This is a genomic window from Pseudoalteromonas sp. P1-25 (assembly GCF_001401805.1).
GTDB lineage: Bacteria > Pseudomonadota > Gammaproteobacteria > Enterobacterales > Alteromonadaceae > Pseudoalteromonas.
Window position 1 is genome coordinate 68,269 of record NZ_LKDW01000010.1, and the last position, 16,844, is coordinate 85,112.

The window sequence follows — 16,844 nt, forward strand, 5'->3', positions numbered from 1 at the left end:
TTTTTGTAGTAAAAAGGGTGATTTATCCTCAATTCGGAATGATTATGACGCAGCGAAAGATCCTCATTACCAGCGCATTACCTTATGCAAATGGCCCTACCCACTTAGGCCATTTATTGGAATATATTCAAACTGATATTTGGTCACGTTTTCAAAAACTACAAGGCCATGAAGCGTATTATGTTTGCGCCGACGATGCTCACGGCACGCCAATTATGCTTAATGCGCAAAAGCAAGGGATCACGCCTGAAGAAATGGTTAAAAATGTAAGCATTGAACGCCAACGCGACTTTGCCGACTTTAACATTAAGTTTGATAACTACCACAGCACCCACAGCTCAGAAAATAAAGAATTGAGTGAGCTTATTTATAACCGTCTAAACGATGCTGGTCATATTAAAAAGCACACCATTTCACAGTTATTCGACCCTGAGAAAGGCATATTTTTGCCCGATCGCTTTGTAACAGGCACTTGCCCTACGTGTAAGTCTGAAAACCAAAATGGCGATAGCTGTGACTCGTGTGGCGCAACTTATAGTCCTACCGAATTAATAAACCCGCGCTCGGTAATGTCAGGTGCTGAACCTATTTTAAAAGATTCAGAGCACTACTTTTTTGACCTGCCAGCATTTGAAGGCATGTTAAAAGAGTGGTTACACTCAGGTACTATTCAGCAAGAAATGGCTAACAAACTAGATGAGTGGTTTACCGATGGCCTGCAACAGTGGGATATCAGCCGCGATGCACCTTACTTTGGTTTTGAAATTCCAAACGCACCTGGTAAATATTTTTACGTGTGGTTAGATGCGCCTATTGGCTACATGGCCAGCTTTAAAAACTTGTGTGACGAAAAAGGCCTCGACTTTGATGCATTTTGGGCTGAGGGTTCTGATGCTGAGCTGTACCACTTTATTGGTAAAGACATTATTTACTTCCACAGCTTATTTTGGCCAGCCATGCTAGAAGGCGCTAACTTTAGAAAACCAACCAATGTATTTGCTCATGGTTTTGTAACCGTAAATGGCGAAAAAATGTCTAAATCTAAGGGTACGTTTATTAAAGCGCGTACTTACCTTGATAACTTAGACCCAGAATATTTACGTTATTACTACGCAGCTAAATTAAACAGCGGCATTATTGACCTTGATTTAAACCTAGAAGACTTTGCACAACGTGTAAATTCAGACCTAGTAGGTAAAGTAGTTAACATAGCAAGCCGTTGTGCGGGCTTTATTACTAAAAAGTTCGACGGTAAATTAAGCAGTACAATCATGCAGCCAGAGCTACTTGAAGAATTTCAAGCTGCTGCTCCAAGCATTACTGCTCATTATGAAAACCGTGAATACAGCCGCGCTATTCGTGAAATTATGGCCCTTGCCGACAAAGCAAACCAATTTATTGATGCCGCAGCACCTTGGGTACTTATTAAAGATGAAGCAAAACAACAAGAAGCGCACGAAGTGTGCTCGCTTGGCCTTAACTTGTTCCGTGTTTTAATTACCTATTTAAAACCTGTATTACCAGGTATGGCTGCAAACGTAGAAGCCTTTTTAAACGATGACTTAGCGTGGGATGGTGTTCAAAATGCACTAGTAAACCACCCTATTAATAAGTTTAAGCCGTTAATGCAACGTGTAGAAATGGACAAAGTGAACAAAATGGTAGAAGAATCAAAAGAAAGCTTAGAATCAAAAGTAACAATTGACCCTAATAGCCCACTTGCAAAAGAGCCAATTGCGGATGAAATTGAATTTGATGACTTTGCAAAAGTAGACTTACGCGTAGCCAAAATTGCCAAAGCAGAACACGTTGAAGGTGCTGACAAGCTACTTAAACTTACACTTGATTTAGGCGGCGAAACTCGCCAAGTGTTTGCGGGGATTAAATCGGCCTACGCACCAGAAGACATTGAGGGCAAACTTACTGTAATGGTTGCAAACCTTAAACCACGTAAAATGCGCTTTGGTATGTCAGAGGGTATGGTATTAGCTGCAGGCCCTGGCGGTAAAGAAATTTACATTCTTAACCCAGATGATGGCTCTGAGCCTGGTATGCGTGTAATGTAATTTATTACTTATAAAAAACCGCTGATATTTCAGCGGTTTTTTTTATAGTTAAAAAAAACGCTGATAGATAAGTCTCTTAATAAAATAAAGTGAATTAAAATTATGAGCCAAATTTTAAATGCCCACAGAATAAAAATAAGCAAGAAAATAAGGCAAGATAAATTGGTGGCTATTATTCGCTTAAAGCAACAAAGCGATGTAGCCCCCTTAATTAATTGCTTAGTTAATGCAGGCATTAACGCACTAGAAATCACCTCAAATACACCAGGCTTTGAGCAAGAAATAACAAAAGCACGTGCTGCTTATAAAAATACCCTGATTGGCGCTGGCACAATAATTAACACCGCCCTTGCGCAACAAGCGATTGATGCTGGTGCGCAATTTTTAGTTACACCCAATACTAATCAAGCCGTTGTAGAGCTTGCCCACCGCCATGGTTTACCTGTGTTAATGGGGGCACTCACCCCTACCGATGTCGCCAATGCTATAGACTATGGCGCCGATATTATTAAGGTTTTTCCTGCAGGTAGTATGGGGGTTAATTACTTTAAAGCGCTAACGGGGCCTTTTTCTGATGTGCCATTAATGCCCGTAGGCGGCATTAACTTAGACAACCTAACAGATTGGTTTGAAGCGGGGGCAAGCGCAGTGGCAGTAAGTAGTGATTTTAGTAAGCCGATAAACAACAACCATCAATACGACACATTAAGCCAATTGGTGTGCAAATACATATCAGCGCTTGCTTAACAAACTAAATAATACTGGCTAAAAGTGAGCTTTTATTAAGGGTAATCCAGCTTTAATAACGCTCTTTTAAATACCTAATTTCTTTTTGATTTTAGTTTGCCACTCGAGTGCAAGTTCGGGTAATTCAAGTGCCGCTAATAATACGTTTTCATAATCTGGGTATTGTTTATCAAAGAACGCCTGAAACAACGTTTTAACCGAAATATTATGCGAAGCTTTATATTCAATAGTAACTGTATCACCCGTTTTAGCCACCCCCTGCTCAAGTACTCTAAAATAAACACCCGTGTGATAATACTGCGTAAACAGTTTTAGGCTTTGTTTATTATTAAGTGCAATAGCCAATTTAAAGCAAGGCACACGCGGCTGGCTTACCTCAAGCAGTGCAGTACCTACACGAATACGATCGCCTATATGAATGTTTTGCTCATCAAGATCTGAAATTGTAAAGTTTTCGCCAAAGGCACCGACTGCTAAATCATCATTTTTTAGGGTGCGTTTCCAGTAAGCATAATGATTATGTGAAAACGCATAAACCGCTTTATCCACCCCACCGTGATTAACTAAATCTGCTTGTTCATCACCTATTATATTTAGCTTTTCAATAACAACAGGCGCACTGGTTGGCGTTTTAAAAATACCGGTTTTAACTTCTTTGCCGTTATGAACAACCGTTTTTATTTTAGAGATATTGGTAGAGATTATCTGCATTTACTCAATTGCATCCTGTTCGATACTTTGCCATTTATCCAGTGCTTGTTTGTCGCTTTGTTTAAACTCAACCCAGTTTGATGAATCTTTAAAATGCTCTTTTTTCCAAAACGTAGCGTGGTTTTTTAAGTAATCCATAATAAATTGTGCGCCTTCAAACGCAGCTTGGCGGTGGCGGGAGGTTACGCCAACAAATACAATCTGCTCGCCAAGGGCTAAATAACCGACTCGATGAATAATGCTTATGCGGGCAAGTTGCCAGCGTGTTTGTGCTTGCTCGGCTATTGATTGCAGTAGTTGCTCAGTCATACCTGGGTAGTGCTCAAGCTCAAGGGCGATTACGTTATCGCCGCTGCTAAATTCTCGCACAAGCCCTGTAAACGTGACTACTGCACCATCGCTTTTGTTATTACTACAAAGTGCATTGTGTTGCTCACCGACTGAAAAATCGTGGGTTTGTACTTTAATGCTTATACTCATTAGCCACCTGTAACGGGTGGGAAAAAAGCAAGTTCATCCCCTGCTTTTACAAGCTCATCGCTTGATGACATAGTTTGATTAAGCGCACACAATACATCACGCTCTTCAAGCCATGCCTGCCAATGTGGATTTTGCTCAACCAGCATATGTTTAAACGCTGCAACGCTAAGGGGGTGCGCTATCTCAACGGTTAGCTTATCGCACTTTAGGCGCTCTTTAAGTTGGCCAAAAAATAGTACATTTACCTGCCCTGCAGCTGCATCAGTATCATTGAAATTAGTCTCGCTGCCAGCCGCCATGCTTACCTCCTGCTTTTTGCGTGACACGCATACCGTGTATTTCCATAAGCGGATCGGCGGCTTTACACATATCAAATAGTGTAAGGGTCGCCACAGATACAGCGGTGAGCGCTTCCATTTCAACGCCCGTTTTACCTGCTAATTTACAGTAGCTGGTGACTTTAATTTGGCTATGTGCTTCATCAAGCTCAAAATCAACGGCTACTTTACTCAGTGCCAGCGGATGACAAAGCGGAATTAAATCGGCGCACTTTTTAGCGCCCTGAATACCTGCAATACGGGCAACGCCTAGCACGTCACCTTTTTTATTTTGATTAAGCAACACTTGCTCAAAAGCCTGTTTGCTCATTTTAATGTAGGCCTCGGCGGATGCATCGCGCAGGGTGACCTCTTTTAGCGATACATCAACCATGTTTGCTTGGCCGTTTTCATCTACGTGGCTCAGCATATTATTGCTCTCGCGATTCGCATTTTTTACCAATAGTAATATGCGGGGCAAAGTTACATGGCTTGTGCATTGAGTCTAACTGATCTTTTATAATACCTGTCCAGGCTGTTTTACATGCGCCCGTAGAGCCAGGCATACAAAAAATAACAGTGTTATTGGCAAGGCCCGCCAACGCACGCGATTGAATAGTTGAGTTACCAATTTCGCCGTACGAAATATGTCTAAATAGCTCGCCAAATCCATCTACGCTTTTATCGAACAGCGGTGCAAATGCCTCTGGTGTTGAGTCGCGCTCAGTAAAGCCCGTACCACCGGTTACTAAAATAGCGTGAATGGTGTCATCGGCAATCCACTGCGATGCAACTGCTCGCATTTGGTAAACATCATCTTTAACTATGTCTTTATCCGCTAAGTGATGGCCTGCTTCAGTAAGGGCTTTAATTAAATAATGGCCTGAAGTATCCGTAATTTCATCGCGTGTATCGCTTACTGTCATTACGGCAATGTTTAGTGCGATTTGTGACTCTGTGGTATGGCTCATAGGGTTCTTCTCAGTAAATTAGGTTTGTGTTGGTCAAATTGCTCGTTAACAGCTTTAAATTGCGCCGGTGTATTGGTATTAACAAGTGCATGCGCTTTATTACATTTTAACGTTTGCACACCAATACTACGGGTAAACTGTTTAATTGATTTATGACTATTTACGTTTATGAGTAATTGTTTTAAATGACGTTTAACGCTTTGGGTGTTACGAATATACAGGGGTAACGGTTCATTTTCAAAGTGCCACGCATGTATTTGTGGTTGATTTGTTTGAAAGTGGGAATTATCGCTTGCTGCTGATGCAATTTGCGATAACAACGTGCAAGTAAGTAATGGCATATCAACAGCGGTTATAAGTATATCTTGCTCTGTTGCCATTAAGGTTGAATAAATCCCGCCAAGCGGGCCTGAACCTGGGTAAATGTCGGGTATGTATTGCGCAGTAGCACTTTTTACATTACGACTTATAAGTACATTACTTGCTCCTGCAGCTTTTAATAATTCACATGCATTTTGCAGTAAGGTTTTATTTTTTAAAATTAGATTGGCTTTATCGCTGCCCATTCTTGATGATTGCCCACCAGCGAGTACAACGCCCGTAAACACGGCTTTATTGCTCATTTTAGCCGCCCAACATAGCTAAATGGGTTGTGGCGCCTGTTAAGCGCTTATCAAGCTCATGGCTAATGGTTTTATTACCCATTGCCGCTTGAATCGCGTTTACAGTGGCTGGCATATCTTGCGCATTTAAATGCTGGCGTAAATCTATCCCTTGCTCGGCAAATAAGCACAAATGCAATTTGCCTAATGACGATACTCTTAATCGGTTGCAGCTTTTACAAAAATCTTTACTGTAGGGCATAATTAAGCCAATGCGACCCTCAAAATCGGGATGACAAAACTCCTCTGCAGGGCCATTTAATTTACCTCTCACTACCTGTAACCAACCTTGTGCTAAAAGCTGCGTTTTAACACTTTGCCCGCTTAAATGGTTTTGTTCAAAAAAGGTGGCACCATTACCTGTTTCCATTAATTCAATAAAGCGTACCGTTACCTTTTTATGTTTCACCCAGTCTAAAAAATCACTCAATTGGTTTTTATTAAATTGCTTAGCCAGCACTGCATTTATTTTTATATCTTTTATACCCAGCTCAATTGCCCGGTCTATCCCTTTTAAAATATGGGTTAGCTTGTCGTGTCCTGTAATTAATTTAAACATGCTCGGGTTTAAACTATCTATACTAATGTTTAGCGCATCTAGGCCAGCGCTGTAAAACTCATCAATTTTATTAAATAAATTAAAACCATTCGTTGTTATGGCGACTTTTTCTATGCCTGGAGTGTTTTTACATTGCTTTATAATGTCGGTTACATCACTGCGTAAACACGGTTCGCCGCCTGTAATACGCACTTTTTTTGTGCCAAGTTGTGCAAACGCATTTACTAAGGTGTTTATTTCGTTTTTATTTAAAAAGTTACGCGGGGTATCGCACTGATACCCGTTTGGTAAACAATAAGTGCAACTAAAGTTACACACATCGGTAATTGAGAGGCGCAAATAGTTAAACTGCCGACCAAATTGATCATTAAGCATATGCTTCCTTGGTGTTTATGTTATTTTTCTAAATAGCACTTTAAATGACAACCGCAACATCAATACTGTTAGCGTTTTTTGTACCATGTTGCTTTATTAATTGGCTTAACTGCGTTTTACACGAACCACAGTTAGTGCCGCATTTTAATTTAGCCCCCAATTGTTCCACTGTATTTTCACCACATTTAATGGCGTTTATAATGGGCTGCTCACGTACTTTAAAGCAACTACATACTTGCGCGCCTTGGGTGAACTCTTCATCGGGCGTGGCATACAGCAATGACTGTAATTGGATAAAGGTTATTAAAGGCTCTGCAAATAAATGATTTATCCACTCAAGTGATATATCTTTTTGAGCTAACGAAACAACCGCAACAAACACTAGCTGCTCGTTTTGAATACATTGAATATGCATGGCTTTTGCACTGCCCATTGCCGACCACTGCCCTTGTAACCCTGTCAATGTTTGGCAATAATAAAGCAAATCATTTTGCGGCTCATTCAGCGCTAATTGGTAGTTAACACAATTACTTGCGTTAACTTTAAGCCAAAAATCACTGGTTATTTCAAGCTCTGTTTTGCTAAAAATTTGCATGTACTGAGCAAACTGCGCTTTAACTAAATCAACAGCACCATGCTTACATTCAGGCTGTCCCGATATAGGGTCAACAACCGATTGATAAAGCCCACTTACCGTAGCGGATGAGGCAAATTGCTTGTTCCAGTGAATAGGCATAAAACATTCACCTTTACGCACGGCATCCGTTATTTTTGCATGAGCCGTAACCTGCCCAGTTTTAGCATTGGCAGTTATTAAATCGTTTGCTTTTATATTTAGTCTGCTGGCATCAATGGGGTTTATTTCAATATACGGGCGTGTAATATGTGTTGAAAGCGCAGTACTTTTTCCGGTGCGGCTCATTGTATGCCACTGGTCGCGTATTCGCCCTGAGTTCATTACAAAAGGGTAATCACTTGATGTTTGCTGCACAGGAAGTTTAGGCGTTATAGGTATAAAGCGAGCTTTTTTATCTGCGGTGCTAAATTGTTTATTAGTAAAAACCCGCCCATTTTTATAAGGCTCATTTTTTAGTACCGGCCACATAACCGGTTTTAAATTATCGTATTGCTGCTGCGTAAGCCCTACTAGGCCTGATAAATTAAGCGCTCTGCTGCCGTTATTTTCAAAATTAGTTAACTGAGCCCATTCATCAAAAATGCCGCTTGGGTCTGTAAAGTCAAACCCTTCAAAACCCATTTTTTGAGCAACTGAGCATATTATTTGCCAGTCATTTTTAGCCCCCGAGAAAGGCTCAACTAACGGCCGCTGCCTTGATATTCTGCGCTCTGAGTTAGTTACTGTGCCGTTTTTTTCACCCCACCCGGTAGATGGAAACGCCACATTAGCAAATTTTAGGGTATCGCTTTTGGCAATACAGTCAGACACAACCACCAGCTCACATTGCTCAAGTGAATGTTGTATTGCTGCGTTATTAGGTAGGCTCACCATAGGGTTGGTGGCCATTACCCAAATCGCTTTTATTTTACCTTTGGCTATTTCATCAAACATATCAATCGCATTACAGCCTGCTTTTTTAGCTATTTTTGGTGAAAGCCAATAGCGCTGTACTAACTGTTGATGTTCTTCATTTTCTATATCTAAGTGCGCCGCTAATTGATTAGCCAAGCCACCGACTTCACGCCCCCCCATTGCATTAGGTTGCCCAGTTATTGAAAACGGACCACAGCCCGGTTTTAACAACTTACCTGACGCTAAGTGCGCATTTATAATGGCGTTACACTTATCAACCCCTGAGCTTGATTGGTTAATACCCATCGAATAAAAACTAATAGCAGCTGAACTTTTTGCAAATAAGGCGTAAAACTCTTTCACTTGCTGCGCGTCAATATCACAAAAGTCACTTACCTCATTAATACTCCACTTTTTCGCCTCTGCAAGCGCGGTTTCAAAGCCATTTGTATGCGCGTTAATAAACTGCGTATCTAAATAGTCATGTTCATTTAAATAATTAAGTAAGCCGTTATAAAGTGCTGCGTCGCTGCCTGGTTTTATATTTAAAAAAGTATCGGCAAGTTCGGCTGTATCGGTTTTTCGCGGGTCGATAACCACGACTTTCATGTTTGGATTAAGTTTTTTTGCGCGCTCCATACGCTGATAAAGCACCGGATGCGTCCACGCTGCATTAGAGCCAATTAAAATAAGTAGCTCAGTTTGTTCTAAATCTTCGTAGGTACATGGCACTACGTCCTCACCAAACGCACGTTTATAACCTGCAACCGCCGATGACATACACAGCCTTGAGTTTGTATCTATATTGCCTGAGCCTATGTAGCCTTTCATTAATTTATTGGCAACGTAGTAATCTTCGGTAAGTAACTGCCCCGATACATAAAACGCAACCGAATCTGGCCCGTGCTCTTTAATAATGGCGTTAAATCTATTAGCCACATATCTGGTTGCAGCATCCCAGCTGGCAGGCTCGTTATCAATAAGGGGCGATGTTAATCTGTTGTCTGTGCCGGTTGTATCTAACAAATGCATGCCTTTAACACATAAGCGGCCATAATTAGCGGGGTGTTCGCGCGTCCCTTCAAGTTTTGTGGGGGTATTATTTAATAATGAAATATCAACCCCGCACCCTACACCGCAATAAGCGCAAGTAGTTTGTTTAAGCAAAGGCTTATTTGAACATGTGTTTAAAGTTTCCATACTGCTCTCTTATTATTCGCGTTAAGCGCTCTGTGATACAGGCTCATTTACTGGGTTTAACGTGGCTATTTTATTTTTAAGTGCACTGCTAATAACGCTTTGCACTAGTTTTTCGCAGCCTCCACACCCCGTACTTGCTTTAGTAGCGTGTTGCACTGCATTTAAGTCACTACAGCCTTGCATAACAGCTTGCTCAATGGTGTGTTTTGTCACCTTGTGGCACGCACAAATAATGGCATCACGTGGTAAATCATCAGCGCTTAGTTCACCCGCGTCACCTGCAAGCGGCATTATTAACGACTCTGCAGGCACACTAAGCTCTATATTATTTAAGTGGTACTGCAATAAATTATCGTACTCGCTGGTATCGCCAACCAGTACAGCACCTATAAGTTTGTTGCCTTGCTCATTAGTGACTATTTTTTTGTAAATACCGTTTGGCTGATCTTCAAAGTAATAGCTAATTGCGCCTTCAGTGCGTGCGTGGGCATCGCCGATTGAACCTACTTCAACACCCATTAATTTAAGCTTTGTGCTCATATCAGCGCCGCTAAATTCATCAACATCTATTGAACTCGAATGATTTAAAACATGCCCTGCGGCTACTTTTGCCATTGCGTAGCCTGGTGCAACAAGGCCAAAAATAAAGTTATTCCAAAGGGCGCATTCGCCTATCGCATATATGTTTTCATCACTCGTTTGGCAATGGTTGTTTATTACGATACCGCCGCGCTCACCTATTTCTAAATTAAACTCACGCGCTAAGTTATCGTATGGGCGAATACCAGCCGAAAATACAATCATGTCGGTTTCTAAAGTTTGACCACCCTTAAAGCACATTTTATAACGGCTGTTTTCACCCTCAATAATTTGCTCTGTCGCCACTGAGGTATGCACTGTAACGCCAAGGTCGGTAATTTTATTTTTTAGTAACCGCCCACCAGCACCATCTATTTGTACGCCCATAAGTTGGGGGGCAAACTCTATCACGTGAGTTTGCAAGCCAAGCTGCTTTAAGGCATTTGCGGCTTCTAGCCCTAATAAACCACCACCAATAACCACGCCCACTTTACTGGCATGTGCTGATTTTTTTATGGCGTGTAAATCGTTAATAGTTCTGTAAACAAGGCAATGCTCACGATCTTTACCTGGAATGGGTGGCACAAATGCATATGAGCCCGTAGCCAGTATTAACTTATCGTAAGCAAATGACTCACCTTTTGAGGTAGTCACTGTTTTTTCTTCGCGGTTTATATCAACCACTTTAGAGTGAGTATGAAAACTCACTTGCCAAACTTGATAGGTTTTATTTGAGGTAAGCGCTAAGTCGTCTTCGGTTTTACCTTTAAAAAACGACGAGAGCTGAACACGGTCATAAGCGAGACGGTCTTCACCGCTGAGCACTGTAATAGCAATATTTTTCCTATCACCTTGTTGCGTTACTAGTTGCTGTACAAAATGATGCCCCACCATTCCGTTTCCTACGACGACTACACGCTGCTTGCTTGGCATTAAATTCACCTGTTTTGTTTAAAGTTCTCAATGCATACATTAGTACTTCAAACATATAATTTGTTATGTAGCTGTTATAGCAATATGCAAGCCAGATATATAATCAATATATTTCAGTAAGTTATCCAACTTGGTGCAGTAAAAAAGAAGTGAAAGCACCACAAGCTGGCGTTATTGCACCAACTTGTAACGCTTTAAATTACGAGGATTAAACTGTGCCTAAGCGTTTAAAATTTAGCGCTTACCCACACCCATAGTTTTTGAGTGTCAACTTTGCCTGCAGCGCTATCACCTGCTGAATAATCGGCATATTTAGCGCCAACAGCATAGGTTTTATTAATAGGCTTAACGTATTGCACGTTTAGCTCTGAGCCTAAATCATCAACCCCATTCGCATTATCGTTGGTATCATAGTTGTGATAAGCCACTAACCATTTACCGTCAAAGGCTTTACCATTTAAACTTACATAAATATCATCAAGTCCTTGTGCTGGGGTTGCTAAAAACGAATCAGCCCAACCATTAAATTTATGCATTGTGGCAAGCGGCGTAGCAAAACCATACTCACCATTATCAGAACCTAACGACTCAATACCGGCTTTTAATGTCACGTTTTTAATACCTAAACCGCCTAAATCAACGCCACCCTCAAGGGCATAGTAATCAGCATCAAAATCACTCATGCTCGTTGAAGCAGATTGCGTGGCGTACTCTGCCTTATAGTAAACCTTTGTGTCGCTGAGCGTTTTATTCCCAGTAAATGAAACACCATAAGTATCTAAGCTGTCGTCATCTACTGCGTCGTTACTTAATAAATAACCGTATAAAACCACTTTACCTACGCTTGTTTTAAAACGTGCATTAATAAGGTGATCGGATGCATCAATATCTTTGCTATCGGCAAAAATACGGTTGCGTTTACTTATGTAACTATAATGGAGGTTAATATCATTAAATGTGTAATTGACTGTTGCTGCATCAAAGGTTTGTCTGTCTTGCCTAAAGCCAACGTGACCCACAAATCGTTGTCCATCAAGCGCTATTACTTGCCTGCCTACTTTAATAGATAACGCATCTTTAGCGTACTTAACAAAAGCTTGATCTACTTCTGTGGTTTCTGGGTCGGCTATTACTGAATAATCAGTATTTTTACCTAGTGTATTATTGTAATCGTCCACACCTAACAGGCTTCGGCTGTCTTCAACTTCAATAAGGGCAGAAAAGCCGTTCACTTCATCTGTTTTATGCGTAAGGCGTGTGCGCAGCGTTAAGCTACTTGCATCTTTTAACGCGTTATCTTGCTCTGCACTTTCAAAGCGCAGTCTAAAGTTAAGGTCGGTTTGTGCTGCATGACTTATTGAAGGCGCAGCAATGCACCCTATCATTAAAATAATAGGTAAGTTATTTTTATAATTTAACATGTTTATCTCTTAATTTTTAATTATGAGTACGCACAATAAAATGATAAATAAGCACAGCGAAATGCTCTTCCAAACTAATACTGGAGCGCGTTTCATTATTGAAATTTTATTGGCTGAACTCTGTAAAAGTGGATTAGGTTTATTAATATCTGCTAAAAACTCAGAAAATGCGTGGTATCTGAGCTCTGGTTTTGGCGCCAATGCTTTCATTAAAGCCTGATCTAACCAAAACGGGATATCGGCTCTGTATTTACGAATACTTGTGTATTGCCAATGGCTGTAATCAATAGGGGTATGATTTATCGGCAATGTTTTATAGGGCAGCTTTGAACACAGTAGCTCATAAGCAATCACCCCAAGCGAAAACATATCGCTTTTAAAATCAGCATGCAGCGAAATAAGTGTCTCTGGTGCGGTGTAATCTACCGTCCCTTGTGGGCAATCATCAGCAATTTGCTTTACTGACTCATCCATTGCCGCAACACTTACCGTGCCGTAATCAATTAATGTTACCTTGCCGTGGGCGTCTATCATCACGTTATCGAGTTTTAAATCACGATGCACCATATCCAAACGCTGAAATGCTCTCAGTGCGTGCACTATTTGTTCAATAATACTGCGCACTTGGGTAATTTCAGGATGCGGTACATCATGCTTCCAATCACTCAGTGTTTGCCCGTCCATGTATTCGCAAATATGATATAAAAATCGGCTTTGCGATTGGGTATTTAAAACCTTCATAACGTTGGGATGGTTAATACGTTGCCCCACCCAGCCTTCTCTTATAAAGCCTTGAAGGTAGTGCACGTCGTCTTCAAAATTTACCGAAGGCGCTTTTAATACAACTGGCGGCGTATCGGGTGTTTGTTGCACTAAATAAATGTGCGAACGGCTACTGGCGTGTAATTCGCGGATAACAGTAAAGTCATCAATTTTTTGCCCAACCTTTAACGGTGGCGGAATTTTCCGCCTCGTTAAAGAGTGATATAACTCGTCTAAATTTTGTTTTGCAATACTATTTACTTTTACAAGCAAGCAGCTTACGTTGTCGTCACTGCCTCTTGCTATGGCAAGCTCTGTCACTGCTTTTGCTGCGTGCTCTAAATTAGTATGCTCATCAATTAGCTTTTGTATATCACTGTATGGCAACACGTCGTGTACACCATCGCAGGTAAGTATATAAATATCATCCGCTTTAAGTTCAACTTCGTATACATCAATTTCTTGATGAAGCTGCGCACCTAAAGCCCTCGTTAGGGTATCGTTTACTTTATGGTCGCGTGTTATTGCTTCCATATTTTTTTCACGTAAACGCGTAATTCGGGTATCACCTAAATGAAAAATATAACCCGTTGCCGATTTTAAAATAAGCGCTGTAAACGTGGTCATCCAATCAGCTTGGCGTTGGCCAACATGATTGTAGTTAACCGATTGCGAATACAGCCACTGATTTAAACTGGCCAATACCTTAGATACCGACTTTTTAACGGCCCAACTGGGTGGTGTATTTAAATACTCATTTATAAAATGCGTTACCGATAACTGTGACGCTTGTTTAGCATTTTTTGCTGATGAACACCCATCGGCCAAGCAGGCAATCACCCCTTTTGACTCTTTTTCCTGTGCTTGAGTATTAAGGGCTGCAAACGCATCTTGGTTTTCGGTTTTTATACCTTTACTGCTGTGCCCACCAAACTCAACGTTAAGTTCGTTGGTGAGTGCGCTGGCTTTTTGGGTTTCATCAAACATACTAAACGCTACCTTAAGTCACTGAAATAAGTTCAACGGTGCCATCTTCGTTAACTTCTGTGATATGACCGTCGGGTTCTTTCATGAAAAATAATGCAGCCAAACCTAACAATGCACTTGCTGCAATAATCATAAAGAAGGTCTGGTAGTCCACCAGCGATAACGCCGTTAAATACACAACCGCTCCCACGTTACCGTAAGCGCCTGTCATACCTGCAATTTGCCCTGTTAAACGGCGTTTAATGAGTGGCACAGCAGCAAAAACAGCGCCTTCACCTGCTTGCACAAAGAACGAACACGCCATAGCCGCTGCTACCGCAAGCCAAAGTGGCCAGCTAGCATCAACTAAACCCATTACAAAGTAACCAACAGCTAAACCTGCAGTTAGTACAATAAGTGTTTTACGACGACCCATTCTATCTGAGATCCAACCACCACCAGGGCGAGAGGCTAAGTTCATAAATGCATAAGCAGATGCAAGTAAACCGGCGTACACCATATCAAGGCCAAACACTTCACTAAAAAATAATGGCAGCATAGATACAACAGCCAGCTCTGATCCAAAAGTAGTAAAATAAAGAATATTTAATACTGCCACTTGCTTAAATTCGTAACGGTGCGACTCTGGCACTGCTTGTTTAAAAATATGGCCGTTTATATCGTAGGTTTTATATACCTCGTATAAATAAAGCAGTACTAAAAAGGCATAGGTGCAAATTACAACGTTTTCAGACAGTAAACTGGCGCCCGCTGGCGAAAGTTTCCAAGTAAGTAACGCCAATGCGCCGTACATAGGCAGTTTCATAATAAGTAGTAATACAAAGTCACCTTTACTGGTTACCTCCATTGCCCCAACCTTTTTGGGCTTAAAGTACGTGCCACCCTTAGGTGTATCCGATACATTTAAGTACCAAATAACACCAAATATGACACTTAACACACCTGTTAAGCCAATCGCATAACGCCAGCCATCTTCGCCACCAAACATCAATGCTAATACTGGTAACAGCATTGCAGCTGCTGCAGAGCCAAAGTTACCCCAGCCACCATAAATACCCTCTGCTGTGCCTAATTCGTTTGCTGGGAACCACTCGCTCACCATACGAATGCCCACGACAAAACCCGCACCAATAAAGCCAAGTGCAAAACGGGCAATAGCGGCTTGTTCAAACGTGGTCGCCATGGCAAACATAAAACACGGTATGCTACATAAAATAAGTAAAGCCGCATAAACAATACGCGGGCCAAATTTATCGGTTAGCATGCCAACCACCACACGTGCAGGAATGGTCAAAGCGACATTTAGAATTAGTAGCGTTTTAACCTGTGCCATGGATATTCCTAGGGAGCTCGCTATGGCACCTAATAATGGCGCATGGTTAAACCATACAAAAAAAGAGATAAAAAACACCATCCAGCTTAAATGTAGTATTTTCATTTTTCCGCTAAACGATATGAGATTAAACCCAGTACTCGGTTGCATGTTTTTTTCCTTGTAACGATTATTGTTTTACGCAGCGAATACAACTTTGGTAGTAAAAACACTGCGGCGATTGTTAAATTAACGTTAACCGCCTTCAGCAATTACTAAGCCAATAATTATTAGTTAGGCTTTTCATGCACTTATATTTTTTGGAAATGTTATTTTTTTTGCTTTGCACTATTAAAGCAGCCACTGTGAGCGTAAACAGTGCAAAGAAATTTTAAGCTTTACTTGCTCTAAGATTTAACTAATTGGTATTGTTTAAAAAAATTATGAGAAAAAATAAATGCAAAAACCGCCTTTAACCTATCAGCAGCAATTACGCTATTCACGCCATATTATGCTTCCTCAGCTGGATATCGATGGGCAAGAAAAAATATGGCAAAGCCATGTGCTTATAGTTGGGCTAGGTGGACTAGGTTGCCCTGTTGCACAGTACTTGGCTGCCTCAGGAGTAGGAACATTAACACTTGTCGATAACGATGTGGTTGATGCGACAAACTTGCAAAGGCAGGTGCTTTACAAACACACTGATATCGGCAGCTTAAAAACCCACAGTGCAAAAAAACAATTAACTCAGTTGAATAATGAAATAGAAATACACACGATTGATGAATTTTTAGATGAAAGCGCGCGCCTTGAGCACTTACTTAGCAAAGTGGATGTTGTTATTGATTGCTCTGATAACTTAGCAACGCGTAACTTACTCAATAGCACCTGCTATAACACCTGCACGCCTTTGGTTTCTGGCTCTGCTATTCGGTTTGAGGGGCAAGTTGCTTGCTTTACAATGGCGCCTAATAGCCATTGCTATGGGTGTGTGTCACAGCTCTTTGGCGAACAAACTCAAAGCTGCTCCGAGTCAGGCGTGCTCTCCCCTATTGTAGGACTTATTGGCAGTATTCAAGCGACTGAAGCCCTTAAAATTATTGCAGGACTTAACAGTAAACTCACTGAGCAACTATTACTAGTAGATGGTTTGAGTATGGAGTTTAACCGTTTTAACATTGTTAAAAATAAGCACTGCCCAGTTTGCAGTGCTTAATTTGATGCACTTAAA

Annotated in this window: 15 protein-coding genes; 3 read left to right on the forward strand and 12 right to left on the reverse strand. The window is 41.1% G+C overall.

Annotation, left to right across the window (positions count from 1 at the left end; all coding sequences use genetic code 11):
- Positions 1-44 precede the first annotated feature (44 nt).
- Together metG and AN393_RS08515 are read left to right on the forward strand one after the other, a co-directional pair.
- Positions 45-2,066 carry a methionine--tRNA ligase gene (gene metG, locus AN393_RS08510; protein ID WP_055017827.1) on the forward strand — a complete coding sequence of 674 codons (2,022 nt, stop codon included), beginning with the start codon at positions 45-47 and terminating at the stop codon, positions 2,064-2,066.
- Between the two features lie 102 nt (positions 2,067-2,168).
- Positions 2,169-2,813: a bifunctional 4-hydroxy-2-oxoglutarate aldolase/2-dehydro-3-deoxy-phosphogluconate aldolase gene (locus AN393_RS08515; protein WP_055017828.1), complete on the forward strand. Its 645-nt coding sequence runs from the start codon at positions 2,169-2,171 to the stop codon at positions 2,811-2,813.
- Positions 2,814-2,879: 66 nt separating this feature from the next.
- Here AN393_RS08515 and AN393_RS08520 read toward each other — a convergent pair whose 3' ends face one another.
- The 12 genes from AN393_RS08520 to AN393_RS08575 form a co-directional block, all read right to left on the reverse strand.
- Positions 2,880-3,524, reverse strand: a complete 645-nt coding sequence (locus AN393_RS08520) for an MOSC domain-containing protein (protein ID WP_055017829.1) — start codon at positions 3,522-3,524, stop codon at positions 2,880-2,882.
- Positions 3,525-4,004, reverse strand: coding sequence for a molybdopterin synthase catalytic subunit MoaE (moaE, locus tag AN393_RS08525; RefSeq protein ID WP_055015032.1), 480 nt, complete (start codon positions 4,002-4,004; stop codon positions 3,525-3,527).
- On the reverse strand, positions 4,004-4,303 hold the full coding sequence (locus tag AN393_RS08530; protein WP_055017830.1) for a MoaD/ThiS family protein: 300 nt from the start codon (positions 4,301-4,303) through the stop codon (positions 4,004-4,006). The genes moaE and AN393_RS08530 overlap by 1 nt, the downstream gene beginning before the upstream one ends.
- Positions 4,281-4,751 (reverse strand): cyclic pyranopterin monophosphate synthase MoaC, encoded by a 471-nt coding sequence (gene moaC, locus AN393_RS08535; protein WP_055017831.1) that lies wholly within the window; start codon positions 4,749-4,751, stop codon positions 4,281-4,283. The genes AN393_RS08530 and moaC overlap by 23 nt, the downstream gene beginning before the upstream one ends.
- Before the next feature lies 1 nt (position 4,752).
- Positions 4,753-5,292 carry a molybdenum cofactor biosynthesis protein B gene (moaB, locus tag AN393_RS08540; protein ID WP_004587753.1) on the reverse strand — a complete coding sequence of 180 codons (540 nt, stop codon included), beginning with the start codon at positions 5,290-5,292 and terminating at the stop codon, positions 4,753-4,755.
- Positions 5,289-5,915 (reverse strand): molybdenum cofactor guanylyltransferase, encoded by a 627-nt coding sequence (locus AN393_RS08545; protein WP_055017832.1) that lies wholly within the window; start codon positions 5,913-5,915, stop codon positions 5,289-5,291. The genes moaB and AN393_RS08545 overlap by 4 nt, the downstream gene beginning before the upstream one ends.
- 1 nt (position 5,916) lies before the next feature.
- Positions 5,917-6,888, reverse strand: a complete 972-nt coding sequence (gene moaA / locus AN393_RS08550) for a GTP 3',8-cyclase MoaA (protein WP_055017833.1) — start codon at positions 6,886-6,888, stop codon at positions 5,917-5,919.
- A 40-nt stretch (positions 6,889-6,928) separates the two neighbouring features.
- Positions 6,929-9,619 (reverse strand): nitrate reductase, encoded by a 2,691-nt coding sequence (locus tag AN393_RS08555; protein ID WP_055017834.1) that lies wholly within the window; start codon positions 9,617-9,619, stop codon positions 6,929-6,931.
- Positions 9,620-9,640: 21 nt separating this feature from the next.
- On the reverse strand, positions 9,641-11,131 hold the full coding sequence (locus AN393_RS08560) for an FAD-dependent oxidoreductase (RefSeq protein WP_082422690.1): 1,491 nt from the start codon (positions 11,129-11,131) through the stop codon (positions 9,641-9,643).
- A gap of 227 nt (positions 11,132-11,358) precedes the next feature.
- Entirely contained in the window at positions 11,359-12,552 is a 1,194-nt protein-coding gene (locus tag AN393_RS08565; RefSeq protein WP_055017836.1) for an alginate export family protein, read from the reverse strand.
- A 9-nt stretch (positions 12,553-12,561) separates the two neighbouring features.
- Positions 12,562-14,301: a bifunctional protein-serine/threonine kinase/phosphatase gene (locus AN393_RS08570; RefSeq protein ID WP_055017837.1), complete on the reverse strand. Its 1,740-nt coding sequence runs from the start codon at positions 14,299-14,301 to the stop codon at positions 12,562-12,564.
- A 13-nt stretch (positions 14,302-14,314) separates the two neighbouring features.
- Positions 14,315-15,784, reverse strand: coding sequence for a NarK family nitrate/nitrite MFS transporter (locus AN393_RS08575; RefSeq protein WP_055017838.1), 1,470 nt, complete (start codon positions 15,782-15,784; stop codon positions 14,315-14,317).
- Between the two features lie 286 nt (positions 15,785-16,070).
- On the opposite strand from AN393_RS08575, the gene AN393_RS08580 reads away from it, so the two are divergent.
- Positions 16,071-16,829, forward strand: coding sequence for a molybdopterin-synthase adenylyltransferase MoeB (locus AN393_RS08580; protein WP_055017839.1), 759 nt, complete (start codon positions 16,071-16,073; stop codon positions 16,827-16,829).
- Positions 16,830-16,844 lie beyond the last annotated feature (15 nt).

Coding starts and splice junctions, on each gene's coding strand:
- metG (WP_055017827.1), top strand. CDS start 45: ATGACGCAGCGAAAGATCCTCATTACCAGCGCATTACCTTATGCAAAT.
- AN393_RS08515 (WP_055017828.1), top strand. CDS start 2,169: ATGAGCCAAATTTTAAATGCCCACAGAATAAAAATAAGCAAGAAAATA.
- AN393_RS08520 (WP_055017829.1), bottom strand. CDS start 3,524: ATGCAGATAATCTCTACCAATATCTCTAAAATAAAAACGGTTGTTCAT.
- moaE (WP_055015032.1), bottom strand. CDS start 4,004: ATGAGTATAAGCATTAAAGTACAAACCCACGATTTTTCAGTCGGTGAG.
- AN393_RS08530 (WP_055017830.1), bottom strand. CDS start 4,303: ATGGCGGCTGGCAGCGAGACTAATTTCAATGATACTGATGCAGCTGCA.
- moaC (WP_055017831.1), bottom strand. CDS start 4,751: ATGCTGAGCCACGTAGATGAAAACGGCCAAGCAAACATGGTTGATGTA.
- moaB (WP_004587753.1), bottom strand. CDS start 5,292: ATGAGCCATACCACAGAGTCACAAATCGCACTAAACATTGCCGTAATG.
- AN393_RS08545 (WP_055017832.1), bottom strand. CDS start 5,915: ATGAGCAATAAAGCCGTGTTTACGGGCGTTGTACTCGCTGGTGGGCAA.
- moaA (WP_055017833.1), bottom strand. CDS start 6,888: ATGCTTAATGATCAATTTGGTCGGCAGTTTAACTATTTGCGCCTCTCA.
- AN393_RS08555 (WP_055017834.1), bottom strand. CDS start 9,619: ATGGAAACTTTAAACACATGTTCAAATAAGCCTTTGCTTAAACAAACT.
- AN393_RS08560 (WP_082422690.1), bottom strand. CDS start 11,131: ATGCCAAGCAAGCAGCGTGTAGTCGTCGTAGGAAACGGAATGGTGGGG.
- AN393_RS08565 (WP_055017836.1), bottom strand. CDS start 12,552: ATGTTAAATTATAAAAATAACTTACCTATTATTTTAATGATAGGGTGC.
- AN393_RS08570 (WP_055017837.1), bottom strand. CDS start 14,301: ATGTTTGATGAAACCCAAAAAGCCAGCGCACTCACCAACGAACTTAAC.
- AN393_RS08575 (WP_055017838.1), bottom strand. CDS start 15,784: ATGCAACCGAGTACTGGGTTTAATCTCATATCGTTTAGCGGAAAAATG.
- AN393_RS08580 (WP_055017839.1), top strand. CDS start 16,071: ATGCAAAAACCGCCTTTAACCTATCAGCAGCAATTACGCTATTCACGC.